General features: G+C 37.7%; 19 protein-coding genes. 14 read left to right on the top strand and 5 right to left on the bottom strand.

Translation table 11 applies throughout. The annotated features are described in order from the left end of the window. The first annotated feature begins 2 nt into the window (after positions 1–2). From DESMER_RS17325 to DESMER_RS17315, 3 genes are all read left to right on the top strand, one after another. Positions 3–1,433: a sigma-54-dependent transcriptional regulator gene (locus DESMER_RS17325; protein ID WP_014904359.1), complete on the top strand. Its 1,431-nt coding sequence runs from the start codon at positions 3–5 to the stop codon at positions 1,431–1,433. A 484-nt stretch (positions 1,434–1,917) separates the two neighbouring features. Beyond that, positions 1,918–3,030, top strand: coding sequence for a YeiH family protein (locus DESMER_RS17320; protein WP_014904358.1), 1,113 nt, complete (start codon positions 1,918–1,920; stop codon positions 3,028–3,030). A gap of 177 nt (positions 3,031–3,207) precedes the next feature. Continuing rightward, the gene (locus DESMER_RS17315; RefSeq protein ID WP_014904356.1) at positions 3,208–3,666 is read left to right on the top strand and encodes a universal stress protein; all 459 of its coding nucleotides are present in this window, start codon (positions 3,208–3,210) and stop codon (positions 3,664–3,666) included. Between the two features lie 106 nt (positions 3,667–3,772). On the opposite strand, the gene DESMER_RS17310 is transcribed toward DESMER_RS17315, so the two are convergent. Then, a complete protein-coding gene (locus DESMER_RS17310; RefSeq protein WP_014904355.1) occupies positions 3,773–6,007 on the bottom strand; it encodes an acetyl-CoA hydrolase/transferase C-terminal domain-containing protein in 2,235 nt (744 codons plus the stop codon). 348 nt (positions 6,008–6,355) lie between these two features. Then, the gene (locus DESMER_RS17305) at positions 6,356–6,859 is read right to left on the bottom strand and encodes a hypothetical protein (RefSeq protein WP_014904354.1); all 504 of its coding nucleotides are present in this window, start codon (positions 6,857–6,859) and stop codon (positions 6,356–6,358) included. 126 nt (positions 6,860–6,985) lie between these two features. Between DESMER_RS17305 and DESMER_RS17300 the strand changes: the two genes are divergently transcribed. Together DESMER_RS17300 and DESMER_RS24785 are read left to right on the top strand one after the other, a co-directional pair. Further along, complete coding sequence (locus tag DESMER_RS17300; protein WP_014904353.1) at positions 6,986–7,711, top strand: peptidoglycan-binding domain-containing protein; 726 nt, start codon at positions 6,986–6,988, stop codon at positions 7,709–7,711. Positions 7,712–8,301: 590 nt separating this feature from the next. Beyond that, on the top strand, positions 8,302–9,111 hold the full coding sequence (locus DESMER_RS24785) for a methyl-accepting chemotaxis protein (protein WP_014904352.1): 810 nt from the start codon (positions 8,302–8,304) through the stop codon (positions 9,109–9,111). A gap of 102 nt (positions 9,112–9,213) precedes the next feature. Here DESMER_RS24785 and DESMER_RS17290 read toward each other — a convergent pair whose 3' ends face one another. Then, positions 9,214–10,071 (bottom strand): pyridoxamine kinase, encoded by an 858-nt coding sequence (locus DESMER_RS17290; RefSeq protein WP_014904351.1) that lies wholly within the window; start codon positions 10,069–10,071, stop codon positions 9,214–9,216. Positions 10,072–10,180: 109 nt separating this feature from the next. On the opposite strand from DESMER_RS17290, the gene pdxR reads away from it, so the two are divergent. The 3 genes from pdxR to DESMER_RS17275 all read left to right on the top strand — a co-directional run bounded on the left by pdxR (position 10,181) and on the right by DESMER_RS17275 (position 13,060). Continuing rightward, the gene (pdxR, locus tag DESMER_RS17285) at positions 10,181–11,569 is read left to right on the top strand and encodes a MocR-like pyridoxine biosynthesis transcription factor PdxR (RefSeq protein WP_014904350.1); all 1,389 of its coding nucleotides are present in this window, start codon (positions 10,181–10,183) and stop codon (positions 11,567–11,569) included. Between the two features lie 313 nt (positions 11,570–11,882). Then, the gene (locus tag DESMER_RS17280; protein WP_014904349.1) at positions 11,883–12,479 is read left to right on the top strand and encodes a DUF4352 domain-containing protein; all 597 of its coding nucleotides are present in this window, start codon (positions 11,883–11,885) and stop codon (positions 12,477–12,479) included. Positions 12,480–12,676: 197 nt separating this feature from the next. Next, positions 12,677–13,060 (top strand): response regulator, encoded by a 384-nt coding sequence (locus DESMER_RS17275; RefSeq protein WP_085931666.1) that lies wholly within the window; start codon positions 12,677–12,679, stop codon positions 13,058–13,060. A 405-nt stretch (positions 13,061–13,465) separates the two neighbouring features. Here DESMER_RS17275 and DESMER_RS17270 read toward each other — a convergent pair whose 3' ends face one another. Next, positions 13,466–14,041, bottom strand: coding sequence for a flavodoxin family protein (locus tag DESMER_RS17270; RefSeq protein ID WP_014904348.1), 576 nt, complete (start codon positions 14,039–14,041; stop codon positions 13,466–13,468). A gap of 167 nt (positions 14,042–14,208) precedes the next feature. Here DESMER_RS17270 and DESMER_RS17265 point away from each other — a divergent pair, with 167 nt between their 5' ends. After that, positions 14,209–14,574, top strand: coding sequence for a winged helix-turn-helix transcriptional regulator (locus DESMER_RS17265; RefSeq protein ID WP_014904347.1), 366 nt, complete (start codon positions 14,209–14,211; stop codon positions 14,572–14,574). A 431-nt stretch (positions 14,575–15,005) separates the two neighbouring features. Continuing rightward, positions 15,006–15,995, top strand: a complete 990-nt coding sequence (locus DESMER_RS17260; RefSeq protein ID WP_014904346.1) for a diguanylate cyclase domain-containing protein — start codon at positions 15,006–15,008, stop codon at positions 15,993–15,995. Positions 15,996–16,198: 203 nt separating this feature from the next. Here the strand turns inward: DESMER_RS17260 and DESMER_RS17255 are convergent, their stop codons facing one another. Next, positions 16,199–17,935, bottom strand: a complete 1,737-nt coding sequence (locus tag DESMER_RS17255; protein WP_014904345.1) for an ABC transporter ATP-binding protein — start codon at positions 17,933–17,935, stop codon at positions 16,199–16,201. Positions 17,936–18,243: 308 nt separating this feature from the next. Between DESMER_RS17255 and DESMER_RS17250 the strand changes: the two genes are divergently transcribed. The 4 genes from DESMER_RS17250 (at position 18,244) to DESMER_RS17235 (ending at position 23,305) form a co-directional block, all read left to right on the top strand. Beyond that, entirely contained in the window at positions 18,244–18,561 is a 318-nt protein-coding gene (locus DESMER_RS17250) for a DUF2680 domain-containing protein (RefSeq protein ID WP_014904344.1), read from the top strand. Between the two features lie 213 nt (positions 18,562–18,774). Further along, positions 18,775–19,170: a rhodanese-like domain-containing protein gene (locus DESMER_RS17245; RefSeq protein ID WP_014904343.1), complete on the top strand. Its 396-nt coding sequence runs from the start codon at positions 18,775–18,777 to the stop codon at positions 19,168–19,170. 350 nt (positions 19,171–19,520) lie between these two features. Further along, positions 19,521–20,513, top strand: coding sequence for a sugar ABC transporter substrate-binding protein (locus tag DESMER_RS17240; protein ID WP_014904342.1), 993 nt, complete (start codon positions 19,521–19,523; stop codon positions 20,511–20,513). 71 nt (positions 20,514–20,584) lie between these two features. Beyond that, positions 20,585–23,305, top strand: coding sequence for a hybrid sensor histidine kinase/response regulator (locus DESMER_RS17235; RefSeq protein ID WP_014904341.1), 2,721 nt, complete (start codon positions 20,585–20,587; stop codon positions 23,303–23,305). Positions 23,306–23,334: the final 29 nt, after the last annotated feature.

Below are 23,334 nucleotides of genomic sequence, written 5' to 3'. Positions count from 1 at the left end.
CATTGATATATAAACATCGAATACTGATCCTTGACGATGAAGCTGAGTTGCGTTCCGTCATTAGCAAACGATTAAGACGAAAAGGGTATGAGGTCTTCGAAACAGGAACAATTCAAGGGGGTTTAGAACTTTGTAATGAAAATCTTTTCGACGGGGTTCTTCTAGACTTAAAGCTGCCTGATGGCAACGGACTTGATTTACTGGAACAAATCAAAGTCCAGCAGCCGGATGTGCAAATCATTATGCTAACTGGGCATGGAACCATTGAATCAGCGATTGAGGCAATGAAGTTAGGTGCCTTTGATTATCTGACTAAACCTTGTAATTTAGCAGAACTGGAAATATCTCTTCAAAAAGCCTGTGATCAACGAAAATTACTAGTTGAAAACAAAGGCCTGCGTGAAGTTCTCAATCGTCAAGCCCCAGGAATAGAGATCATAGGGGAAAGCCCTTTAATACAAGACCTTTTAGCGATTACTAGGAAAGTAGCCCAGAGTGATGAATCTGTTCTTATTAGAGGAGAAAGTGGGAGTGGCAAAGAACTTATCGCTCGTGCTGTTCATCTTTGGAGTAACCGTGCTGACCATGCTTTCATCCCCATAAACTGTGGCGCAATTCCCGAAACTCTCATTGAAAGTGAACTTTTTGGCCATGAAAAAGGTGCATTTACCGGAGCAGGAAGTAAAAAGATAGGTCTTGTCGAAATCTCTGATCAAGGTACTCTATTTTTAGATGAAATCGGGGAAATGCCTCTATCCATTCAGGTTAAACTCTTGCGCTTTTTGGAAACCGGGGAATTCAGGCGTGTGGGAGATAATCGACTGCGCCAAGTTGATGTGCGGATTGTTGCAGCCACTAACCGGGATTTGAAAAATGAAATGAATCAAGAAAGGTTTCGCCAGGATTTATTTTATCGCTTAAATGCTATCTCTTTAGATGTTCCGACTCTTCGCCAACGTAAGAGCGATATACTCCTTCTTGCGGATTATTTTCTGAAGACATCCACGGTGAGTCCGGGAGATGGTTTCGAGGCTGTTTATGTATTATCCGAGAAATCTAAAGAAAGATTGTTAGATTATGACTTTCCCGGTAATATTCGCGAACTTGCTCATTTAATAAAACGCGGTCAGATTCTGGCCTCTGGTAACGTTATTTATCCACAAGATATATGGCCGGAGAAATATAAAGGTACTCTTCAAGAAAGAGCCCTGAGTGAGCAGGAAAAAGTATATGAATCAGAATTTGTGCAATGTCTATCACAAATTCAAAAACAAGGTTACCCCGTGCTTGAAGAGGTAGAAAGACTATACATTCTTTCTACACTCAAGTTAGTAGAGGGTAATAGAGCACAAGCAGCAAAGCTTCTTGGTATTAGTGTCAGAAATCTATACCGTAAAATCGAATCCTATGGTAATGACGACATTATACAGTGACACATTGTCACGGTTTCTTCCGTGACAATGTGTCACTGTGACATTATGTCATGTTGAGGCTATAAGCAATGTCAGCAAAAAATTAATAGATGGCAATCGTATGGATAGAAATACAATAATATTATTGCTTATAACAATGGCCTTCGATCCTTTGTTTTCTTTTTAAACAATTTATCCATAGAAAGTACTTATTTCTACAGACTGTAGAAGTCCTCTGAAATTGGCTTATTAATCCAAGGTTCAAGCTTTAAAGGGAATTAATACCGGAAAAACAACCTAAAACCCCTATTTAACCAAAGAAATATCCTTACGGATAGGGACTAATTATAGAATATTTTAATAGATCTTATGAAATATTGGTATAAGGATTGCAATGGAATCTGGTGACACTAATCAAACCAAAATTGAAAGTAGGTGCTGTAAAGTAAAGTTATTTAGACAAGAATAAGAAAAGAAGTGTCAATTTTTAAAGGAGGTATTTTTTGTGAACGAAAGCACAGCTAGTAAATGGATTAAAGTTTTACCCGGACTTTTATTTATGTTTGTTATTGCTTTGTTAGCCATGGGGACAAAAACTTTAGGTGGTGAGTGGGCTGGTCTAGAAGGATGGATTAAAACTAACTCCAAATTCTTAGGAGATGTACTGAAGATTAACCACGTTATTATTGTAATTATCATTGGAATGGTGATTCGAAATACTATCGGAATTCCTTCTTGGGCTCAGGCGGGTGTGAAAACATCCCGTATATTCATTAAAATGGGTGTTATTCTACTGGGATCACTTTATAGTTTAGCCGAATTAGCTACGTTGGGTTCAACTTCGATCTTATTAATTGCAACATTCATGTTTTCAACAATTATTTTCACCATGTGGCTCGGTAAGAAATACAATATGGATCCCGGTTCTGCAGCTTGTCTGGCTGCCGGCGCCGGTGTATGCGGTGTATCCGCCATCGTCGCTGTTGCTCCTGCAGTAAAAGCCAGAGGGGAAGATATAGCCTACTCAATCGCCACAATTCTATCATTTGGAATCGTTTGTCTATTTACCTTCCCAATCCTGGGACACTTAATGGGATTGACCCCTGAGCAGTTCGGAATGTGGGCTGGTACCGGCATCTTAAACTCTGGACAAGTATTAGCGGCGGCCCTGGCCTTTGACCCCGGAACCGCTGATGTTCCTTCCATTAGCTTAAAAGTAGGCGAAATCTACAACTTAACCCGTGTTGTGTTCTTGCCTTTAGTTGTTCTGCTAATCACGATTCTTTATGCTCGTATGTCTGATGACAAAACCGTAGAAACAGCAGCTAGCGCAGGGAAAACCTTCTTTAGCAAATTTCCGTTGTTCGTGCTTGGTTTTATCGCAACAGTTACCTTAACTTCCTTCGGTGCTTTTGGTCCCACTCATCCTGTATCGCCAGATCTGAAAGCATTTCGTGACATTTACAGCTGGTTCTTCTCCATCGGTCTTACTGGCTTAGGCTTGCAAATCTCCTTTGCTGAAATGAGAAAAGCCGGAGGAACTCCACTGGTTATCGGCTCTGTAGCGGGTTTCCTGAAGGCTGCACTTTCATTAGTGGTTGTTCTATGGCTCTTTTAATAATAGTTCCTATTGAGGGCTAATAATCTAAAGGAGGTAATGATATGTCAGAGAAAAAAGAAGAAAAACAATTATCCTTATTTAGTAATGATAAACACGAAGATTTGGTTGCTATTTTTGGTGCTGCCCTTGTGATGATTCTGGTTTTAATTCTTTAATTGAGAAAGAAGGTTTCCGATGAACGGTCACATTCTATTAATTACCGATGGCTCACCTTCTGCGGACGCTGCTGGTCAAATGGCAACCGAGATGTCTCTAGCTTTAAAGCTACCTTTAAAGGCGGTCTTCATATTAGATGAAGGATGGAACAACTTTTTGGGCGATGAATGGATCAATACGTCTTCAACAAGGATGAGATTTTTTCATTGGTTTGAAGACGGAATTCATAAACACTCCCAAGAGGTGTTAGCTGAGGTTACGGAAAAGGTCAAAGAACATGGGGGGGAGGTTGAAACCGAAATAAAGATTGGTAAGACAGAAAAGGTCATTGTTGAACTGACCACTGAACAGGAAACCGCTTTATTAGTTCTGCCCAATCCTCACGCAACCGCTCCAGCCGCTACGGCGGGCCTTAGATTCAACCTTAGTTCTTTGTCCAAAAAGGTAGAATGTCCCATTTATATTGGTCCCCAATAATAGAAGTCTTCTGGTCCCTTACTAAGATTTATTTATTGAAGGCTGAATAGAATTATCACCCTCCCACTTAAAAATGGAAAAGGGTGATAATTTTAATTTGCGAAAATTAAAGTACTTGGCGATCTTTTACCTGATTAGAAGTTGACTTATGATGAAGATTCAAAGTGTCAAAAACGTTATTGTTTCTTAGTGAGAAAATAACTAGTTTTCGGATGACTTTTTCTTTCATAGAAGAAGGTCTTTGAAGATTTAGTCTCTCGAGGTAGGGTCGGCTAGATGCAGGAATAGGCCTCAAGAACTCTTTTATTAACCCTGTAGCCATTTTCAGGCGGTAACCGTTGGCAAGTTTCTTCAAGCCTTTTAGCGCTCCTCCTAAAGCTATCTCAATCTCAGTCAAATCTGTCCCGAAGGGGAATGGTTGAAATACTCCTTGCGACTGATATGGCTTTAGCAAGGCAGTGATCTTTTCGGGAGTATTATTTCTGTATTCCTGTGGGATTTCGTAATCTTTGGGAATTTTTCCGGCTTTTTTTGCTTGATCTAAGAGCTTGTTTTGAAATCTAGAATCAGCTACATTAATTAACTCAGCAATAACTTCTTTTTCAGGTTTGCTTCGAACGTCAGCGATACCATACTCTGTGACAATAATATCTCTTAAATGCTTGGGAACGGAGCAATGGCCGTAGCTGAAAACAATATTGGACTTAAGACTCTTACCTGAACCCTTGGTGCTTTTAATCATCATAATAACTCTAGCATCGGGTAAGGCATGCCCCATTGCGACAAAATTGTATTGCCCTCCGATTCCGCTTATGACTCGGCCGTCTTCAAGTTGATCTGAAGCTATAGCCCCAAGAACAGTTGATACCATGCCTGTATTGACAAATCGAGCATCTTTTCGCTGCAGGGCTCTTAATTCTTCCCCTCCATAAAGCTGATTTACCTTATCAACCCCAGACATCCCAAATAGCTTTCTTTCATCTTCACTCATATTATTAAGGGCTTGGTAGAAGGCCTTTGGCCCAACAAAGAATGCACCAATTATAACTTGACCACCTAATAATTCTTTGCCTAATAGCTTTTGAATTTGATTCCGGCCTTTTTCGTCGCTCATATCTGCAGAGTACGGAGTACCTTGATCAAGAACAATACCATTTTCATAACTTAGGCCTTGCTTGAAAATGCCAAACTTTGTCAGGAACTTAAAATTTTCTTCAGAGAGCCTAGAGTTAATCGCTTTAAGCTTAATTAGTTGATCAATAATGTCAGGAGGTATGTGATCTGAAGCAAGCCTACCTTCATTGATCAATTTCATTATGGGAACGCTTTCATAAACTTTTCTTTTTAGAATTTTACTTTTATACATCTGCATAAAGGCATCAACAAACATCTCCGATGAACCGTAAAGCCCTTTTTGGAAAACTCCTATACCTCCCCAGTTATCGATCAATTGTCTGTATCGTTGCTTAACTCCCAATTTTTGGAGGACGTCTTGATATAATTCGTTATGTTCATTACGCATAATGAGTCCTGATACAATCGCGTCCCCAAGAGCCCCAATCCCAACTTGTATGGTTCCACCATCTTTTATCAGGGTGCTTACATTGATACCAATCATATGATCAGAAAGAGCAACCGGATCTTTTGGCGGACAGAAGAGCTCGTAGTTAAATTGTGATCCTTGCAGAATTATGTCATAGGAATCAGCTTCAACAACGGCATCTCCATACATAAAGGGCATATTTATATTGGCTTCTCCAATAATAGCAACTTTTTTGCCCTGTGCTTTTAAATATTTGAAGTCGTTGATTGCAGCAATACAAACATCTGTATTACAACCCATTGAGTACATATTTTTTCCATTAAATTCACGGTGACTAATTAACTGAGCGAAAACATTTGCACCCAAGGCTAAAGCGTCACGAATAGCATGGGTATAATTTGTTGCTAGATGATTTTGCTGAGCAACAGGGCTATTTAAATATCCTCCGGCTTTGCTGAAAAATTCAAATATCTCAACGTTTTTTGGCAGCTTTCCAGCTCTGAAATCAAGGATGTAATCGAATTCTGGGACACCGGCAAAAACTCTATCTGCTAAAGGACCTAAAAATCGCCTTTCTAAATCGGTATGTCCTTTAGGTTTTTCTAGCGTAAGTGCAGTAATGATTTTTAGATTGATCTCGGAGTTCTCCTTTGCCTGCCGATAGAGTTCATTTGTGAATATGACGGGTTTTCCTAGGGCCAGAGGTATACTAAAAATAACGTTATTCCCAACATAATTAATAACCTCGGTAACACATTTTTTTACGTCATCATAAATTAATCCCTGTTTTTGATACATTATTGTCGCCTGCCATTTCATTTAAAAATTGGGTTAAAGTATCCCCGAAAGTGAAATTTTCGACGAAAGATATATCTGCGAATAAAGTGGATATATTTATAAGGACCTGAAAGAAGGGAAATGAATCCGAATTCATTTAAATGAATATTATCACAAATCTGATAATAAAGTATATAAAAACAAATTAAAATAATATAATAAATTTCGAGTATTTAAACGAAATATGGAATTGAGCTTTAACCTTACTAGACCTCACCTGATAATAAGGGTCAGCCGGCTATGTAAAAGGTACGGGGAGCGATGAACTTTGCAAAAAAGCGACTGAAATCCAGTCGCTTAAAAAATTCTCTATCTTTTTCTAAATCCCATAAATGAGTCCTTAAACATCTCTTCGTTGGCTCCTAAAGCGTCAACATGGTGCATATATTTGAAAACATATAGCAAAAGAACGTGTGAAAAAATTGCAAACATAAATGTTTCAGGGATACTCCATTCCGGTAGAGATATTCTTTCAAGGTAAACTGCTGTAAGGTTCATCAAGGTTGCCCATAACGTAAAAAAAATGACGATCCATATCTGATAGCTAGAAAATCGCCATAACAGATAACCAAAAATTGTAGTAACAGCAAACCAACTGATAGTGAAAAAAACCGGTATATTGTAGATCATAAAAATATCTGCTTCAAAGATCCAGCGCTTCAAAATATTTACTGCAATTATTTGGACTATCCATGTATACACAAATCCACCTAAAAAAGAAAACAACATTAATTTCTTAATATAATAGGGCGGTATAAAAAATAGAACGAGTGACCAATAGGCAACTGCTTGTGTTAGCCAATATAGATCCATGAATTGAAACACCTCCTGACAATATTATGCTTTAAAAGTAAATTTTTATGATTATATTTTTGGCCTGGAGGACAATTAACATCGCAAGCTAGTTATACATATGCTAGAAAAAAAGGAGGGCTAAACTTGCACAATAAAAACATAGGTGATGGACAATGGAAATGTCCTTTATTAAGAATGGGTTCGACAGGAGCCGATGTAAAAAGGTTACAGACTAAGCTATTGGAGGCGGGATTTTCGCCGGGAAAAATTGACGGTATTTTTGGCTCATTAACCAGATCGGCTGTTCTAGCTTTTCAGAAGAGCAGAAATCTTGCTCAAGATGGAATTGTTGGTAAGATGACCTGGACTGCGCTAGGGGTAAATTGTAATTCGCCTATCCCACCGGTAAATCATTGTCCGACTCTTGTCCAAGGAAGTACCGGACCGGCTGTTGTTGACCTTCAAAGTCGCCTAAAAGCAAGAGGATTTTACGCAGGAAACATTGATGGAATCTTTGGACCCATTACTCGTGCAGGCGTTATAGCATTTCAACAAAGTGCTGGGCTAGCTCAGGATGGAATTGTCGGTAAAATGACCTGGACTGCACTTGGGGTGAACTGCGGTACCCCTACACCGCCCCCACCGGTAAACCACTGTCCAACTCTCCAAGAGGGTAGTAATGGTCCAGCAGTTGTCAAACTTCAGGGATTGTTGAAATCGAAAGGGTATTATTCGGGAAATGTGGATGGAATCTTTGGCCCTATTACGAAAGGAGCAGTTCTGTATTTTCAGGAGTGTATGGGCTTAGTTCAAGATGGAATAGTAGGTATTAAGACTTGGACTGCTTTAGGTGTTAACTGTTATTATTAAATCGGCAAAGTAGAGACCCCCATTCTCTTTTCGAGGAGTGGGGGTTATTCCTATGAAGCGGCAGAAATGCTCAAATCAAGATATAATAATATGCATAAGATGGAAATATTGACCACGTTGTAATATAATTATCCTAATTAATTTTTAAGTATAATGTCGACGATGAAGCATCCTGCACCTTTGGCAATTCTATAAAGAGGCAGGATTCCTAGTTGTAACAGTGAGCAAGTATACGCCGGTATTTACTGAAGTTATTGCTATTTACAGCTATTTATTAATAGTTTTTTTCTGATTTCTGTATAAACGTTACTGCAATCATAGACTTGCTGGTCATAAGAGTTATGTTGGCCTGCGATATTGATCCCAAAGGCTAAAGAGTAATGCTTGCGAAAATGGGAGAAGGTAAACCCGAATAGCTGATAGATATTTCTAGGGTTGCAAGCGGTTTGCTTTTTTAAAATAAGCTCAATATTTGAAGGCTTTTGAGAGTCTGTGTCGAATATAGTAATTAACGGGTACTGTGAAAATTTTAAAGAAATAAGAAGGAAATATAACTAGGAAATTTTGCTCGTGCGGGGGTATTAGAAAGAGTGAAAAAATTTGAGGCTTATCAGATTATAGCTTCGGAGATCCAGAAGTTTTTTAATGAAGATGTTGCGGTTACCCTTTTCGATACTGAAAAAATTGTTGCTTATTACCCGGGAAAGACAATTGACACAAAAGCTAAGATTGGCAGCCCTCCGACCCCAGGTTCTAATGTGTTAGAGGCACTTACTAGTGAAAAACGAGTAGTAAGGCGCGTATCGAAAGAACTATTTGGTGTTCCCTTTGTCGGTATTGCTCTTCCAATCTTCGATGACTCAAAGCTCGCAGGTTGTCTGGCGATTGCTTGTTCCCTAGAACTTTATGATAGTCTCTTGGAAACTGGTCAGGAAATACTTGATGCAGTAGTAACAATTTCTTCTTCAGCCCAAAATCTTTCAAGTGCTACGGAAGAATTAGCAGCAACAATAAGGAATATGAACGATGAGACTAAACAAGTTAATCTTGAGATGCAGAAAACCAATGAATTAACTCAGGAAATAAAGAAAATTTCCAAACAAAGCAATATTCTGGGAATTAATGCTGCCATCGAAGCTTCCCGAGCTGGGGAACAGGGTAGGGGATTTGCAATAGTATCAGAGGAGGTTAGGAAACTCGCGACAGATACCGATGCTTCTACCCACGCAATTGAAAGTAACGTTAAAGAAGTGCAATCTTCTGTGGGGCTTTTAATTGAAGCTATAAAACAGCTTACCGAGGCGACTGAAGGCCATGCCAATGATGTAACGGAAATAGCTAACACTCTAGTGAGAATTGAAAGTATGGCTAAAAGACTTTTAGAATTGGGACAAAACTGAACATTTAAAGAGAGGGTTTATCCTGAACTGGATAAACCCTCTCCCTTTAGCTAAAATGAAACTGTTTCCCCAAAGAGCTTAAAGAACTCGAGCATCATATCTTTATTGATTAAGTAACCCTAATTGCTTTATTAGATATGGAATTGCTTTTTCAAAGCAAACACCATATCTTTTTTCTTGTTCAGCTTTTTGAGTCAAAAAAATACACATATGGGTATAGTCCACAGCAATTTTTGTTGCTTCAGCAAGAGGGAAATTGTTCAAAAGTGCGGATAGTAAAGCACTGCCAAACACATCTCCAGTGCCATGGAAGTAACCGTCAATTTTATCATTGAAGGCATAACTGACCCTACCGGTGATACTGTCATAAGCAGCGGCGCCTACTTTGTTACTTTCAAAGGATACTCCGGATAGTACAACTTTATCTGATCCCAAAGCGGACAGTTTTTTCAAGGTTGTTTCGATATAATCCTGTGTGTAGTCTTCTCCAACATATTCTTCCTCTAAAAGAAAAGCGGCTTCCGTCAAATTGGGAACAATAATATCGGCTTTCGCACATAATTTAGTCATTCCCTTAGCCATTTCAGGAGAATAGATTGAATATAAGACACCATTGTCTGCCATCACGGGATCAACCATTATTAAGGTGTCTGGGCTTTTAAATGTGTCAAAGAGGTCTGCGACTAGATCTATTTGCTCGAATGACCCCAAAAATCCACTGTATAATGCATCAAAATGCAGGTTCAACGATTGCCAATGGTTTGAAATAGGTTTGATATCTTCCGTTAAATCTCTATAAGTAAAACCTTCAAATCCGCCAGTGTGCGTTGATAAAATAGCTGTAGGCAGGACACTAGTGTCAAAACCAGCAGCTGAGAGTATTGGTAGTGCAACTGTAAGAGAACATCTGCCAACACATGAAATATCGTGAATTGCAGCAATCCTTTTTTGTTTATTCATAAGAAAATATATCCTCCTTGACAATTAATAAATTGATTATAAAATAAAACTGTTACCCATAGAAGTGTCAGTTTTTAATATATGTATAGTAACAGTTTGGAGGGATCACTTGATTACCTTGCCTTTATGCACTACCAAATTACCTTTATACAAGCAAATTTATGATTGGCTAAAAACTGAAATTCAATGTAAGAACTTTAAGCCAAACGACAAGATCCCTTCAAAAAGGAAACTATCAGAGCATCTTTGTGTCAGTATCAATACGATTGATACTGCCTATAGCCAATTAATTGACGAAGGATATATTTTGTCAATCCCTAAAAAAGGTTATTATGTATGTGACATTGACGTATACCATAATATAAACATAGTTCAGCACGATAGTGCCCCATTAAACGAACGTATAAGGAAATTAAAAATTGATTTTTCTCCCAGTGACATTGACCACAAAGCATTTCCCTATAAAACATGGAGAAATCATTTTAAAAGTTGCTTTAATGAATTTGATAATAGCATACTAAAAAGAACCATAGCCCAGGGAAATCTAGGCTTGCGGCAAGAACTAGTTACATTTTTGCATAGTTCCAGAGGGGTAAACTGTGATGAAAGACAGATTGTCATTGGAGCGGGAACTGAAAGTTCTTTGCGCACTATAAGCCTAATACTAGGCAATAATACCTCTATTGCCCTGGAGAATCCCGTTTATCGAAAGGCTTATAAAACATTCGAACATATGGGCCATAAAATTTTGCCCATACCTATCGATAATAAGGGTATTAAAATAGAGCCACTAAGAGATCTTTCTAATGTTGCAGTTTATCTAACTCCCTCACATCAATTCCCTCTTGGAGTAAGTATGCCAATCGGCCGGAGAATTGATCTGTTAAATTTTGCCAATGAAGCTGATGGCCGATTTATTATCGAAGATGACTATGATAGTGAATTTAGATATATTAGAAAACCTTTGCCTTCTTTACAAAGTATCGACCAAAATGGAAAGGTGATATACGTCGGAACATTTTCTACCTCGATTGCCCCATCTATCAGAATGAACTACATGGTCTTACCCTTAAGATTGCTCAAAATTTACAATCAAATATTTAGTGAATTTGGCTCGGAAGTATCAATCCTTGAACAGAAAATTGTTGAAAAGTTTATTTCAGAGGGCAACTACGAGAAACATCTTAACAAAATGCGAAAACTCTATAAGGACAAAAGGGCCCATTTAATAAGAGAGTTATCAATTTTTGGGAACCAGATTAAAGTTGTGGGCGAAAGCGCAGGAAATCACTTGCTTATTAAGTTAATCACTGAGAAATGTGAAAAGGAAGTAAGAAATGCTGCTATTGAAAATGGGGTCAAGGTATATCCTGTTTCAGACTATTTTATAGGCGAAGTATTAAGTAAGTATGAAAATATCTACTTATTAGGTTTCGGTGCGTTAAGTAAACTAGAGATATCGGAGGGTGTTAAACTATTATACAAAGCATGGCACTAGCAAGGGGTTTTCACAAACAAGTGAAGACCCCTTTATTGTTTAAAATTGAGAGAGGAACTATTGAGATTCCTTATCATAAAACGGATATATGGTAATAATTAAGTGATTCAATGAACATTAGTGGTGATAATTTTAAGGTTCCTTTAATTCAGTGGTTAAAATGAGTTCATAAGTTATTTCTTGAAATAAATAATATTAATGAAGCTATATTTTGTGGCTATAGACAATGGAGAAGAGTTGTGCTAACATTCACTTAAAAGTAATTCTCATCAATTTCCTGTTGACAATTACTATTTGAAGGAGGACGAAGAACATGGGGAAAATTGTAACAGTTGGTAAGGCAGGCAAGCAGCGTAGGTATTGTTCTCAGGCTCAATATTGTTTACTCGTCCTCCTGGTACCAACGTTGCTTTTCTTATTAGGTGCTGGTGCTCTAACTACCCAAGCGCATACTAATTCGCCGCAGTTTCTAACATCCCAGGGTTCAATACCGGTCTTTCAAGATGAATATAAGCTAGGTGAGACCTTTAAGATAGGAAATCTTCAATATCGAATCGACAGTGTTCGGACATCAACGGGCAAAACAGAGATTAGATCGCCACGTCAGGGAAATGTCTATCTCTTTGTAAATCTAACCATTGAAAACAAGAGTCTTAGCGATGTTGAAGTTAGAAGCGTAATAGGATTTAAGCTTAAAGACTCGAATGGTCAGAGCCAAGAATCAAGTCTAGGAGCTTTTCTGGGTGCAAAAAACCATATTGATGGAACAATAAGATCCGCGGAAACAATAAATGGGGAATTGGGATATGAGGTATCACAAGAGGCTAAAGAATTTAGTTTGATTGTTATTCCCGATCCATTAGATTCTAAAGCAAAAAATGTAAGTGTTAAGTTATCAATAGATAAGTAAATTTGAATACACTTTATAACGGTTAAACTCCCCTCTAATGCATTAAGCATAGGAGGGGAGTTTTTATTCCTTAAAAATCATATCAAAAAGCTAACTAGCGATCCCAATCTTCAAGATTTATCGGTTAAATCGCTCTTCTAATAAGGGGCATTATGGGCAGTTTATAATATAAAATGAAAAGAAAATTATAGCAGCAAATTTTAGCTAGTCGGAGATTTTTATCTAAATTTCTAGCCCAATATGGCGAAGTTGATCTAGTCGTTGATGGGCTTGAAGCGCTTGATGCCTATTTGATAGCCAATAAGGACAAAGAACCCTATGACCTAATATGTCTGGATATTATGATGCCAAAAGTCGATGGAGTCAAAGTGTTAAAGGCAATAAGAGAATTCGAGAATAAACTCGAGTTAAAGTCTGAGGAGAGAGTGAAGGTTATAATGACAACTGCTCTTGCAGAAACGGACTATGTAAATCAAGCCTTTGATATTGGATGTGAAGCGTATGCGGCCAAGCCAATTGATACCAACAAACTGATTGAAGTGATTAAGAAGATTGGACTACTTAAAGAAAAAGATGTTTAATGTTTGATATGACTAAAGAAAGAAGTGCCAGAGCGTGAACGCTCTGGCAACTTTTTGTTCGGATTCTAGAACTCCTATATTAGAGATAGTTAGAAGTTGAAGACATTTACGATGACTACCAGACGTAAGACTCCCATCTTCTATAAGTACGAAAACAGCCAGTGAGGAAACCCGGGTGAGGGTTTCGCCCAAGCCGCCTGCAGCAAAGAAAAGCATAACGGCGCAGGTTGCTTTCGCCGAACCGCAAACTACATAGAACAACTTTAGCGGTGAGGATGAGATAACGGCTGCTACGTCCCTGGATAAGTTCTTCTAAGCTTCAGCTGGAGTTAGTATTCCTCTTAGGCAAACTCCATCTGAAGCTTAAGATTCACTCGATTATTAGTCTGCTTAAAACAAACATTATTAGCGAACCTGTTTTAAGAGTTTGGCCATGTTTTGTCCTAAGGTTTGAAAAGTTTGGATGCCTTCACTATCATTTTGGACATCGCCTGGATCCCGTGATAGAGTCAGATTCCAATAGTTTGAACTGCAAATGATCATCTCAGCAATGCCAAAGAAGAAATTAATGGCAGAGTAGGTGAAGGTTGCTCCAGCTCGACGAGCTGAGACGACGGATGCCCCTACTTTTCCTTTTAATAAAGCTCCACCGTTGGATTTTGAGACATAACCACAGCGATCAATAAGAGCCTTTACCTCGGTGCTCACATTGCTGAAGTAAGTAGGGGAACCAATAATAATACCATCGGCTTCTTCGATTTTCTGGATAAATGTGTTCATATCGTCATCCTTGCGAGCACAGCGATTATCTTTAGTTTCCTTACATTTCCCGCAGGCTAGGCAACCAAATACCTTACGGCCTCCCAATTGGATCATCTCGGTTTCAATACCTTCTTTTTCCAACTCATCTAAGACTATTTGTATACTTTGTGAGGTATTTCCCTTACCCCTGGGACTTCCGTTAAATGCTATAACTTTCATTGAGAACACTCCTAACTCTTTGACATAAGTAATTGTTTGATATTATAATAAACTATATAATACATATTAACAAGTACGTACCTTTTTGTTATATAGTACCCAATTGGATACTAAAAGAAAGACAAATGTGTGCTCCCGAAATAAAGCTCTAAGAGGTGTTATTAATTATGATAAAGTTTAAAAATACTGAGTATCAGTGTTCTATGGAACTGACTTTAGCGCTCATTGGCGGTAAGTGGAAGGCTTTAATACTTTGGCACTTAGGGGAGAAAACATTAAGATACAGTGAAATGAGAAAAGTAATACCTAATGTCACACCCAAAATGTTAACGCAACAACTTAGGGAACTAGAAGACAGTGGATTGGTTAAGAGGTTAATTTATACTCAGATACCTCCAAAAGTAGAATATTCTTTGACAAAAGCGGGTAAAAGCCTTTTGCCGATTTTAAATACAATGTGTAAATGGGGACAAAACTACGCAAATGAGTATGAAAACAATAAACAAGAATTAAAGCTTGCTCAAGAAGAGTAGTAGATCTATATTAATTTTCACAACGGATGATTCTCCAGCAGGCAAAAAATAAGACTATTACCGTTGGCCTGCAGGAAGTAAATGGTGTTTGGCTGTTGGAAAAAATGGTTGAATAGAAAAATTATTAGGTTGTATGTCTAAGATCCGAAATGTTAAATTTGTAACAGTAAGTAAACTAGTAAGAAAAACCTCAGCTCAGATTGAATTCTAAGTGAGGTTTTTTTGTTATTAGTTTGTAATTTGTTTATTTGATTAATTAGCAATTAATTCAGATAAGAGTGATATTCATTTTGCAATAATAATTGTCATTCCTATTTTAAAACCAAGAACAATTGAAGATCCTTTTTCTGATAAAAATGCATAATTACTTGAAAAAATGCAGGAATTTATGTTTTTAAGGGAGAAATAAACGCGGTAGGGGGATTGGTAAAATGGCCATAGTTATTGTAGACGATACTATGTTTAGCTTAGAAGTGACAAAAGCATGGCTTAAGGCTGCGGGATATATGGATATTATTACTGTAAAGTCAGCAAGGGAGCTTTATCGGTTGATCGACGGCCATTCAGAATGGGGAATTGTGGAAGTAGATCTAATTCTAATGGATATTGTGATGCCAGAAATTAATGGAATTGAGGCTTGCCAGAGTGTCAAAAAGCGAGAATGGCTTGTTGACGTACCAGTAATCATGGTAACGTCGAGGACAGACAGAAATGATCTACATCTGGCATTTTCTTCAGGAGCTATGGATTATATTAAGAAGCCTCTTGATAGTGTTGAATTGTTAGCCCGAGTGCGTTCAGCGTTAAAATTGAAACATGAGACAGCTCGGCGAAAAGCTCGAGAATTGGAACTGCTTGAGGTTACTCGTCAGCTACAAGCGGCTAACGAGAGGTTGCAAAATCTTTCTTTCTTCGATGGCCTAACTGGGATTGCTAATCGAAGGAATTTTGACCAGAGATTACTACAAGAGAGAAAACGTGCTATGCGGGAGAAGAATCCTCTTTCTCTAATTATGCTGGACATCGATTACTTTAAAGCCTTTAATGATACCTATGGTCATTTAAAAGGAGACGATTGTTTAATAACTGTAGCATCTTTGTTGGTAAAGACCTTAAGACGACCCGGTGATTTTCCCGCTCGGTATGGAGGGGAAGAGTTTGGCGTTGTTTTGCCGAACACAGATGATATTGGAGCAGCTGTTATAGCAGAAGAATTGAGAGCCAGTATCGAGAGAGCGAACATTGAACATATCAGTTCCCCTTGTGCAGATCATGTTACGATAAGTCTGGGGGTTGTGACAAGATTCCAAGGGCATTTGGACAACTCGAATGATTTAATAATGACTGCGGATCGGGCACTTTACTGTTCTAAAAATCAAGGCCGCAATCGAGTAACAATAGATATCCTTAAGAATGATTAATAAACAAGTGGTAGTAAGGATGTTGCAATAAATGGAGCGGATGATTAATAATGTAATATCGAAAAGAAGAGTTACCTGAGATTCCGTTAACTGAAGCTGAAGATGAATTTTGTGAAAAGGGCAATCTCGATGCTCTTTTTTCATTTTTGGGAAAACTTTAGGATGTGAGGACGACATAATTCAAACTTGGAGTAGAAGCTGAATTATTCTAATCCTTCAAATTGCATATTGTAGTAACGTGCGTAGATACCTGCCTTTTCGATTAACTGTTTGTGATCTCCTCTTTCCTGAATACCTTCATCGGTAACGACCACTATTTCGTCTGAATTCTTTATCGTACTAAGTCTGTGAGCAATAACGATAGTCGTTCGATTTTTTGATAGTTTCTCTAGGGAGTTTTGAATGTATCGTTCACTTTCGTTGTCTAATGCCGATGTAGCTTCATCTAAGATTAATATCGGGGGATTTTTCAGAAAGACTCTGGCAATTGAGAGCCGTTGTTTTTGCCCGCCGGAGAGCCTAACCCCTCGTTCCCCCACATAACTATCATACCCTTGCTCTAAAGACAAGATAAATTCATGAATATTAGCGTTTTGAGCAGCTTCAATAATTTCCATTTCGGTAGCGCCAGCTTTGCCATAGGCAATATTGTCTCTGATTGAGCCGTCAAACATATAGACATCCTGTTGTACTATGCCGATAGCGTTTCGTAAGGAGTCTAAGGTGACATCTCGGATATCCTTTCCATCGATAGTAATTGATCCTGCAGTCACATCATAAAATCTTGGCAGAAGAGAACATAAAGTGGTTTTTCCTCCTCCGGATGGACCGACTAGGGCAATGGTTTTACCTGGCTTTATTGCTAAACTAACATTATCTAAAACATTGGAATCATCGTTGTAGCGGAAGGAAACATTTTTATAAATAATATCTCCTTTAACATCTGTTAGAGGTTCAGCGGTATCCTTGTCCGCAATATCAGGTAGGGTTTCCATCACTTCGATAAAACGCTTAAACCCCGCGTATCCTTTTTGAAATGACTCTGTATAGTTTATCAAGACATCAATGGGGGTGATGAAAAGGTTGATGTATAGAACATATATAGCTAAATCGGAAACCTTTAATGAACCATCGGCAATAAATATTCCGCCGGACACAATGATTACAACGTAGAGTAATCCTTCAAAAAATGAATTCCAGGCGTGAAAAGAGCCCATAAGTTTGTAGATTCTATTTTTGGATTCTAAAAACTCATGATTGTGTTTTTGGAATTTTAGCCTTTCTAGGTTTTCATTAGCAAAAGACTTAACCACCCTAACTCCAGCTAGGCTATCTTGAAGGCTGGAATTAACCGCAGCAATTTTGATCCGGCTATCTGAAAAGCTAGGTGCCATCTTATAGTTTTTATAAACGCTGAAAAACACCATAATTATAGTGACTAGCAAGAGAATCAAAGTCATCCTAACATTAATTAGAAGCAGGATGCTAAAAGAGCCAACGATTTTTAGAGCGGAGATAAAAACGTTCTCTGGCCCATGATGAGCCAGCTCAGAGATATCAAACAAGTCTACGACTAATTTGGACATCATTTCTCCAGTATTGTTTTTGTCATAATAGGAGAAAGATAAGCGCTGAAATTGACTAAACAGATCTTTTCTCATGTCGGTTTCCATTCTGGCGCCCATGATGTGTCCCCAGGAAATAATAAAATATTGGCAGAAATACTTAATGACGTACATTAGCAAGAGGGATATTCCGACAAAACCAATAGCATTTAAAATGACGCCTTTGTCTTGGGTGAATAGGTTCTTGGCGAGATAATTAAGAATTTGGGGAAAGGCCAAGTCAATAATCGAAACAAGAAGGGCACAGAACATATCTGCATAAAATAAGTTCTTATAAGGCCTGTAATAAGTAATAAATTTTTTAAGAATAGACATTATAATTCACTCTCTTTCTATCGCTAAGAGAAGAAAGCCCGAAGGCATTCAGGCTTTCTCCCTAAAAGGGAAGCGTGTTTAATTAAACATTTGAAGTATCCTTCTATAATACTCATTACAAATAGTTCATCGTACTTGGTAATGCTAGATTATACAATCTTAGCATACCAGGTTGATTTATCAATAATAAATAGGTAATTAAATGAAAGTTGTATAATGAAATTCTATGTTTTCCAACTATAAAAATAGTGTTATTGGGCATTATAAGATTGTTTCCGGCAAAAAAAATGAATGGGGAGGTCTGGCAAATGAGAAAATTGGCTGCAAGCGTTTTGGCTTTGGTTTTCTTAGTTGTAAGTGCCGTTCCTGCCTTCGGGGCTGTTGATCAAGAGAAATTGAAAGAGATTAAAGCTCTTAATCAGCAAATGACCAACATTAAGGCTCAGATCATTGATAAGGAAGTAGAGGCGGGAATATTAGATCAGGCAAAAGCCGAGAAAATCAAGAAATCCATGCAAGAACGCCAAGCAAAGATTGAGCAAGATATCGACAAAGGCGAATTCCATGGCATTGGGCCCAAAAAAGGCGGCTGCCGTAAAAACTCAAATGCTCCAAAGACAGAGTAGTCTTGGAACTCATTCACAAATTAACTGATGTCGGATAACACTTTGAAGCGACCTCCAATTGAAACATTTTGGAGGTCGCTCTTTATTGGTTCATTTGACAAAAGAATTAGGGAGCATTAGAATTCCTTTATACTGTTAGAGGGTATAAATGAATTTAACTGTGTCATGTCTTAGCCGCTGAGCAGTTCATTTCAGGTTAGAAAGGATATGATTATGGATCAAGCAATTATAATAGGAAGTTTATCAGTAGGGCTATTAATATTGGCAGTTTATATAAAAAGCCGAGGAAAGATCAGCCAACTAAGGATCGATCCTCAAGAAGCAAAAAGAAGATTAGATAAGGAAAAAGGCATCATTTTACTTGATGTTCGAAGCCAAGAAGAATATATCGATAGTCACATACCTAAGAGCATTTCAATTCCTTTATCTGTTTTAAGACAAGAAGCTAGTTCAAAATTACCAGACAAACAAACTACAATTTTTGCCTATTGCAGAAGTGGCAATCGGAGTAGAGCTGCTGTTAAGATATTATTGAAACAGGGCTACACTAATGTTTTTGATTTGGGCGGGATAGTTCGTTGGCCTTTTAGGACGGTTTCCGGAAAATAAGTAAAAAGCGAGACAGGGGGACGATTCGCGTTTGTAGGAGAGGTATAAAACTAGCTGATAAAGATCTCTAATCAGCGAGAGCAATTGTCGCAAATGTGAAAAAAAAGAACTCTGTGTAAAGACTTGTTTAATAGAGAAGGAGAAGGAGAAGGCTTAAATTCCTTCTCTTTTTTGGTTTCATCAGTATCGTAAAATGTTATTCATTTTGAAAAAGTAATGAGAACGTGCTTAAAGCATTGTAATTAATGCCAATGGACACTGACTTATAAGTTGCAAATTCGATATTATAACTAGGAAAGATTAATTATATTACCGTTAATTATCAATTTATAAATCCAAGGAGTGTTTATATGAAGAGAATTTTAGTTTGTGTATTAATTCTTTTTAGTCTTATACTTACAGGATGTGGCCAAAAGATTCAAAATGAAAACCCGGATAATCCTGACAATGATTCGCAGCAAATCGTCAATATAGATGACGATAAAGATATACCAGATATTGCCATAGTCATGAAAACCCTAACAAATCCTTTCTTTATTGAGATGGAAAAAGGAGCGCGTCTAGCTCAAAACGAGTTAGGTGTTAATTTGATTGTTAAAACCGGAGCAAAAGAGACTTCAATCGAACAACAGATTGGTATCGTTGAAGAACTTATAAATTCGAAAGTGGATGCCATAGTAATTGCGCCCGGAAGTTCCACAGATTTGATTCCGGTTTTGCAAAAAGCTCAGAAAGCAAATATTTCGATTGTAAATATTGATAACAGGTTAGATCCTAACTTTTTAAGAAAAATGAATTTAACAGACATTCCCTTTATCAGCGTAAACAACGAAGACGGTGCTTATAAGTCCGCTAAATATATCGCTGACCAAATTAATAAACCAACCAAAGTTGCAATACTGGAAGGAATTCGCGGCGCTGATAATTCTGAACAACGTAAGAAAGGGGCCTTGAAAGCCTTTGCAGAGAATCCTAACATTCAAATCGTGGCCATGGAAAGCGCAAATTGGAAAATTGATGATGCATTCTTTATTACTTCATCAATCTTTGCTAAATATCCAGACATAGGTGGAATCTTTTGTGCCAATGATATGATGGCCTTAGGAGCAATACAATACTTAGATAAATCAAATCGCAGCAAAGTGCTAGTTGCAGGATTTGATGATTTAAGAGAAGCAGAAAAAGCAATTAGTAAAGGAAGTATGCAAGTTACAATTAATCAACACGCAGATATTCAGGGGTATAGAGGCGTGCATTATGCTTATGAAATGATAAAGGGCAAGAAACAACCCTCAGAAACCTTTATTGATGTTAAGTTAGTAACAAAAGCAACAATTGATTGAGCCTTAACCAGACCTACCTTGCTACAGGTAATTTCAATAGTTATAAATGTCATCTTGAAAGGATTAATTATATGTTTCCTAAATCTCTAAGATTGAACATAACCGAAAAACTCTTAATATATCTATTGCTAGCTTGCATAGTACCTTTAGCCTTTTTAGGGTTAATGTCCTATAGTAAGTCAAAATCCATCCTTAAAGAGGAGATCGACAAGACATCAATAAACTTATTGGAAGAGAAGAAACGTTATCTTGAGGTTATTATGGAAGAAGTGGAGGGATTGGTTGCCAATCTTTCCAGCATTGAAGATATCAAAGATGTATTGGCGAAGAATGGTGAAGGAATCACTGATTTCGAAAGACTGGCTACCCAAGCCAGAATTGGATATCTACTAAGCAGTTTTACAAATCTTAAAGGGCTTGTTTCAATTGACATATACTCATTGAGTGGAGAGCATTATCATGTCGGAGATACCTTAGATGTTCAAGATATTAATACAGATTCTAAGAATGAAATACTTAATAAGGCATTATACTCAGAAAGTTCGATCCTATGGCAAGGAATTGAAGACAATCTGAACTTAAAATCAAATAATAAAAAAGTAATTCTGATTGGAAAGGTTCTAAAAAAGATTGACCCCAACACTTTTGCTGAAAAGCCGATTGGCTTGCTTTTAATAAATTATGATATTGACGTTTTTTATAATCATTTTACTAGTACATATAAAGACACGGAATATATGATTATTGACAGAGAAAAACGAATCGTCTATCATCCGGAAAAGTCATTAATTGGAAACAAACTAGATGGCGATTTTCTATCAAATATTTATAAGAATTCCGGCAGATTCAATACGGAGATTAAAGGAGATAACAAACAAGTCATTTATGACAAGACTAAAAATGGCTGGACGCTTTTGGCGTTAATATCGGAGAAGAGTATTTCTGAGAAAGTTAAGGATATTCTCAGATACAATATATGGTTCCTAGGGGTTTCATTCATATTCATGTTCTTATTTGCTTTTGCCATTTCTAAATCATTTGTTGAGCCGATTAGAAAAATTACTAATTCTTTTAAAGAGTTAAAAAAGGGAAGGATAAACCTGGAAACTCGAATCCAGTCAATATCTAACGACGAGATTGGAGAATTATGTCGTTGGTTTAATGAATTCATGATAAGTCTAGAACAAGAAAGAAAAACAGAATTAGAATTGATGCAGGCCAAGGAAGCTGCTGAAGCAGCAAATATCGCCAAAAGTCAATTTCTTGCCAACATGTCTCATGAAATTAGAACACCAATGAATGGAATTATTGGTTACATAGAACTGCTCTCAACAATGCCGCTAGAAAAAGAACAAGCAAGTTACTTAGCTGAAGTTAAAGCTTCAACTGATTCCCTTCTTTTGTTGATTAATGACATTTTGGATTATTCAAAGATTGATGCCAACAAATTGTTGATTGATAGTATTCCTTTTAATCTTCACAGTCTTGTGGAAGAGAGCGTGTCCCTATTTTCTCCTAAAGCAAATGGCAAGGGTATCGATTTAGCTTTATTTATCGCCGCCGGAGTACCGAGCAGTGTTCAAGGGGATCCCAGTAGATTAAGGCAAGTCCTAAATAATATCATAGGGAACGCTGTCAAATTCACCGACCAGGGTGAGGTGACAGTGACGGTAAAGCAGATTAGAGAAAATGCCGAGATAATCCGATTGCAGATTGAAATTCGCGATACAGGCATTGGTATGTCCGAAAAGACTAAGAAAAACCTATTCCAAGTTTTTACTCAAGCAGATGCTTCTACAACAAGAAAATATGAAGGAACAGGGCTGGGCCTGGCCATATCGAAAAAGATAATCGAACTAATCGGAGGCAGAATTGATGTAGTCAGTGCGCTAGGTAAGGGGAGTACCTTTATAATCGCCCTAGAGTTAGAAAAAGCTAAGCTCGAAAACCATGAAGAAAAGCCTAGATTAGTTGAGTTGAAGGATCTTTCCATCATGATCATTGATGATAATGATACTAACAGAATGATCTTTCGAGAATACTTGGGTGAAGTGGGATGTCTTGTAAAGAGTGCAAAAGATGGCTTTGAAGGAATAGAAATTCTAAGAGAATTGTCCTCAAAAAATTTACCTCGAATTATTTTAGTGGACTATATGATGCCAGGGATGAGCGGCTATGAATTTGGAAAAAAGGTGTTAAGAGATGAGAGGTATCGAGACATTAAACTGATTCTGATTACTTCCGCAGCTCAGAAAGGAGATGCTAAATTAGCTAAGACGATAGGATTTGCCGGATGCCTGTTGAAACCTGTCCGCAAGAAGGAGTTAATTGAACTTATTTCTCAGATTGCATTACTAAAAACCTCTGCTTTATCAGAAGAGGTTGAAATAAATAATTCAGTTATTCAAGAGACCCGTGGTGATGAAAAACCTTCAATCTTGTTAGTTGAAGACATGCTAGCCAATCAAAGACTAGAGATGACAATCCTGAAAAAGCTTGGTTACACTGTCGAACTGGCAACTAACGGGCAACAGGCTGTTGAGATCTGTAATACAAAAAAATATGATCTAATTCTGATGGACTGCCAAATGCCAATAATGGATGGCTATGAAGCTACAATCCAAATTAGAAAAAAAAGTGTCTTTAATAAAAACACAACCATTCTCGCTATGACTGCCTATACGATGGAAGGCGACAGAGAAAAATGTATTAACGCCGGGATGGATGATTATATCAGCAAACCAGTCTCTATGGGAGTTCTTAAAGAGAAGTGTGATGAATATCTGCACTAATAACTGCTATTAGATCTTTAGAGAGGAGG

Origin of the sequence: Desulfosporosinus meridiei DSM 13257 (assembly GCF_000231385.2) — a bacterium.
In the GTDB taxonomy this organism is placed as follows: Bacteria; Bacillota; Desulfitobacteriia; order Desulfitobacteriales; family Desulfitobacteriaceae; genus Desulfosporosinus; species Desulfosporosinus meridiei.
This window is presented reverse-complemented; position numbering and strand designations above follow the sequence as displayed.

Bases quoted from the DNA above. Each gene is read 5' to 3' on its own strand.
- DESMER_RS17240 (WP_014904342.1), top strand. From the start codon at position 19,521: ATGAAGAGAATTTTAGTTTGTGTATTAATTCTTTTTAGTCTTATACTT.
- DESMER_RS17245 (WP_014904343.1), top strand. From the start codon at position 18,775: ATGGATCAAGCAATTATAATAGGAAGTTTATCAGTAGGGCTATTAATA.
- DESMER_RS17260 (WP_014904346.1), top strand. From the start codon at position 15,006: ATGGCCATAGTTATTGTAGACGATACTATGTTTAGCTTAGAAGTGACA.
- DESMER_RS17290 (WP_014904351.1), bottom strand. From the start codon at position 10,071: ATGAATAAACAAAAAAGGATTGCTGCAATTCACGATATTTCATGTGTT.
- DESMER_RS17270 (WP_014904348.1), bottom strand. From the start codon at position 14,041: ATGAAAGTTATAGCATTTAACGGAAGTCCCAGGGGTAAGGGAAATACC.
- DESMER_RS17265 (WP_014904347.1), top strand. From the start codon at position 14,209: ATGATAAAGTTTAAAAATACTGAGTATCAGTGTTCTATGGAACTGACT.
- DESMER_RS17305 (WP_014904354.1), bottom strand. From the start codon at position 6,859: ATGGATCTATATTGGCTAACACAAGCAGTTGCCTATTGGTCACTCGTT.
- DESMER_RS17280 (WP_014904349.1), top strand. From the start codon at position 11,883: ATGGGGAAAATTGTAACAGTTGGTAAGGCAGGCAAGCAGCGTAGGTAT.
- DESMER_RS17255 (WP_014904345.1), bottom strand. From the start codon at position 17,935: ATGTCTATTCTTAAAAAATTTATTACTTATTACAGGCCTTATAAGAAC.
- DESMER_RS17235 (WP_014904341.1), top strand. From the start codon at position 20,585: ATGTTTCCTAAATCTCTAAGATTGAACATAACCGAAAAACTCTTAATA.
- DESMER_RS17250 (WP_014904344.1), top strand. From the start codon at position 18,244: ATGAGAAAATTGGCTGCAAGCGTTTTGGCTTTGGTTTTCTTAGTTGTA.
- DESMER_RS17310 (WP_014904355.1), bottom strand. From the start codon at position 6,007: ATGTATCAAAAACAGGGATTAATTTATGATGACGTAAAAAAATGTGTT.
- DESMER_RS17315 (WP_014904356.1), top strand. From the start codon at position 3,208: ATGAACGGTCACATTCTATTAATTACCGATGGCTCACCTTCTGCGGAC.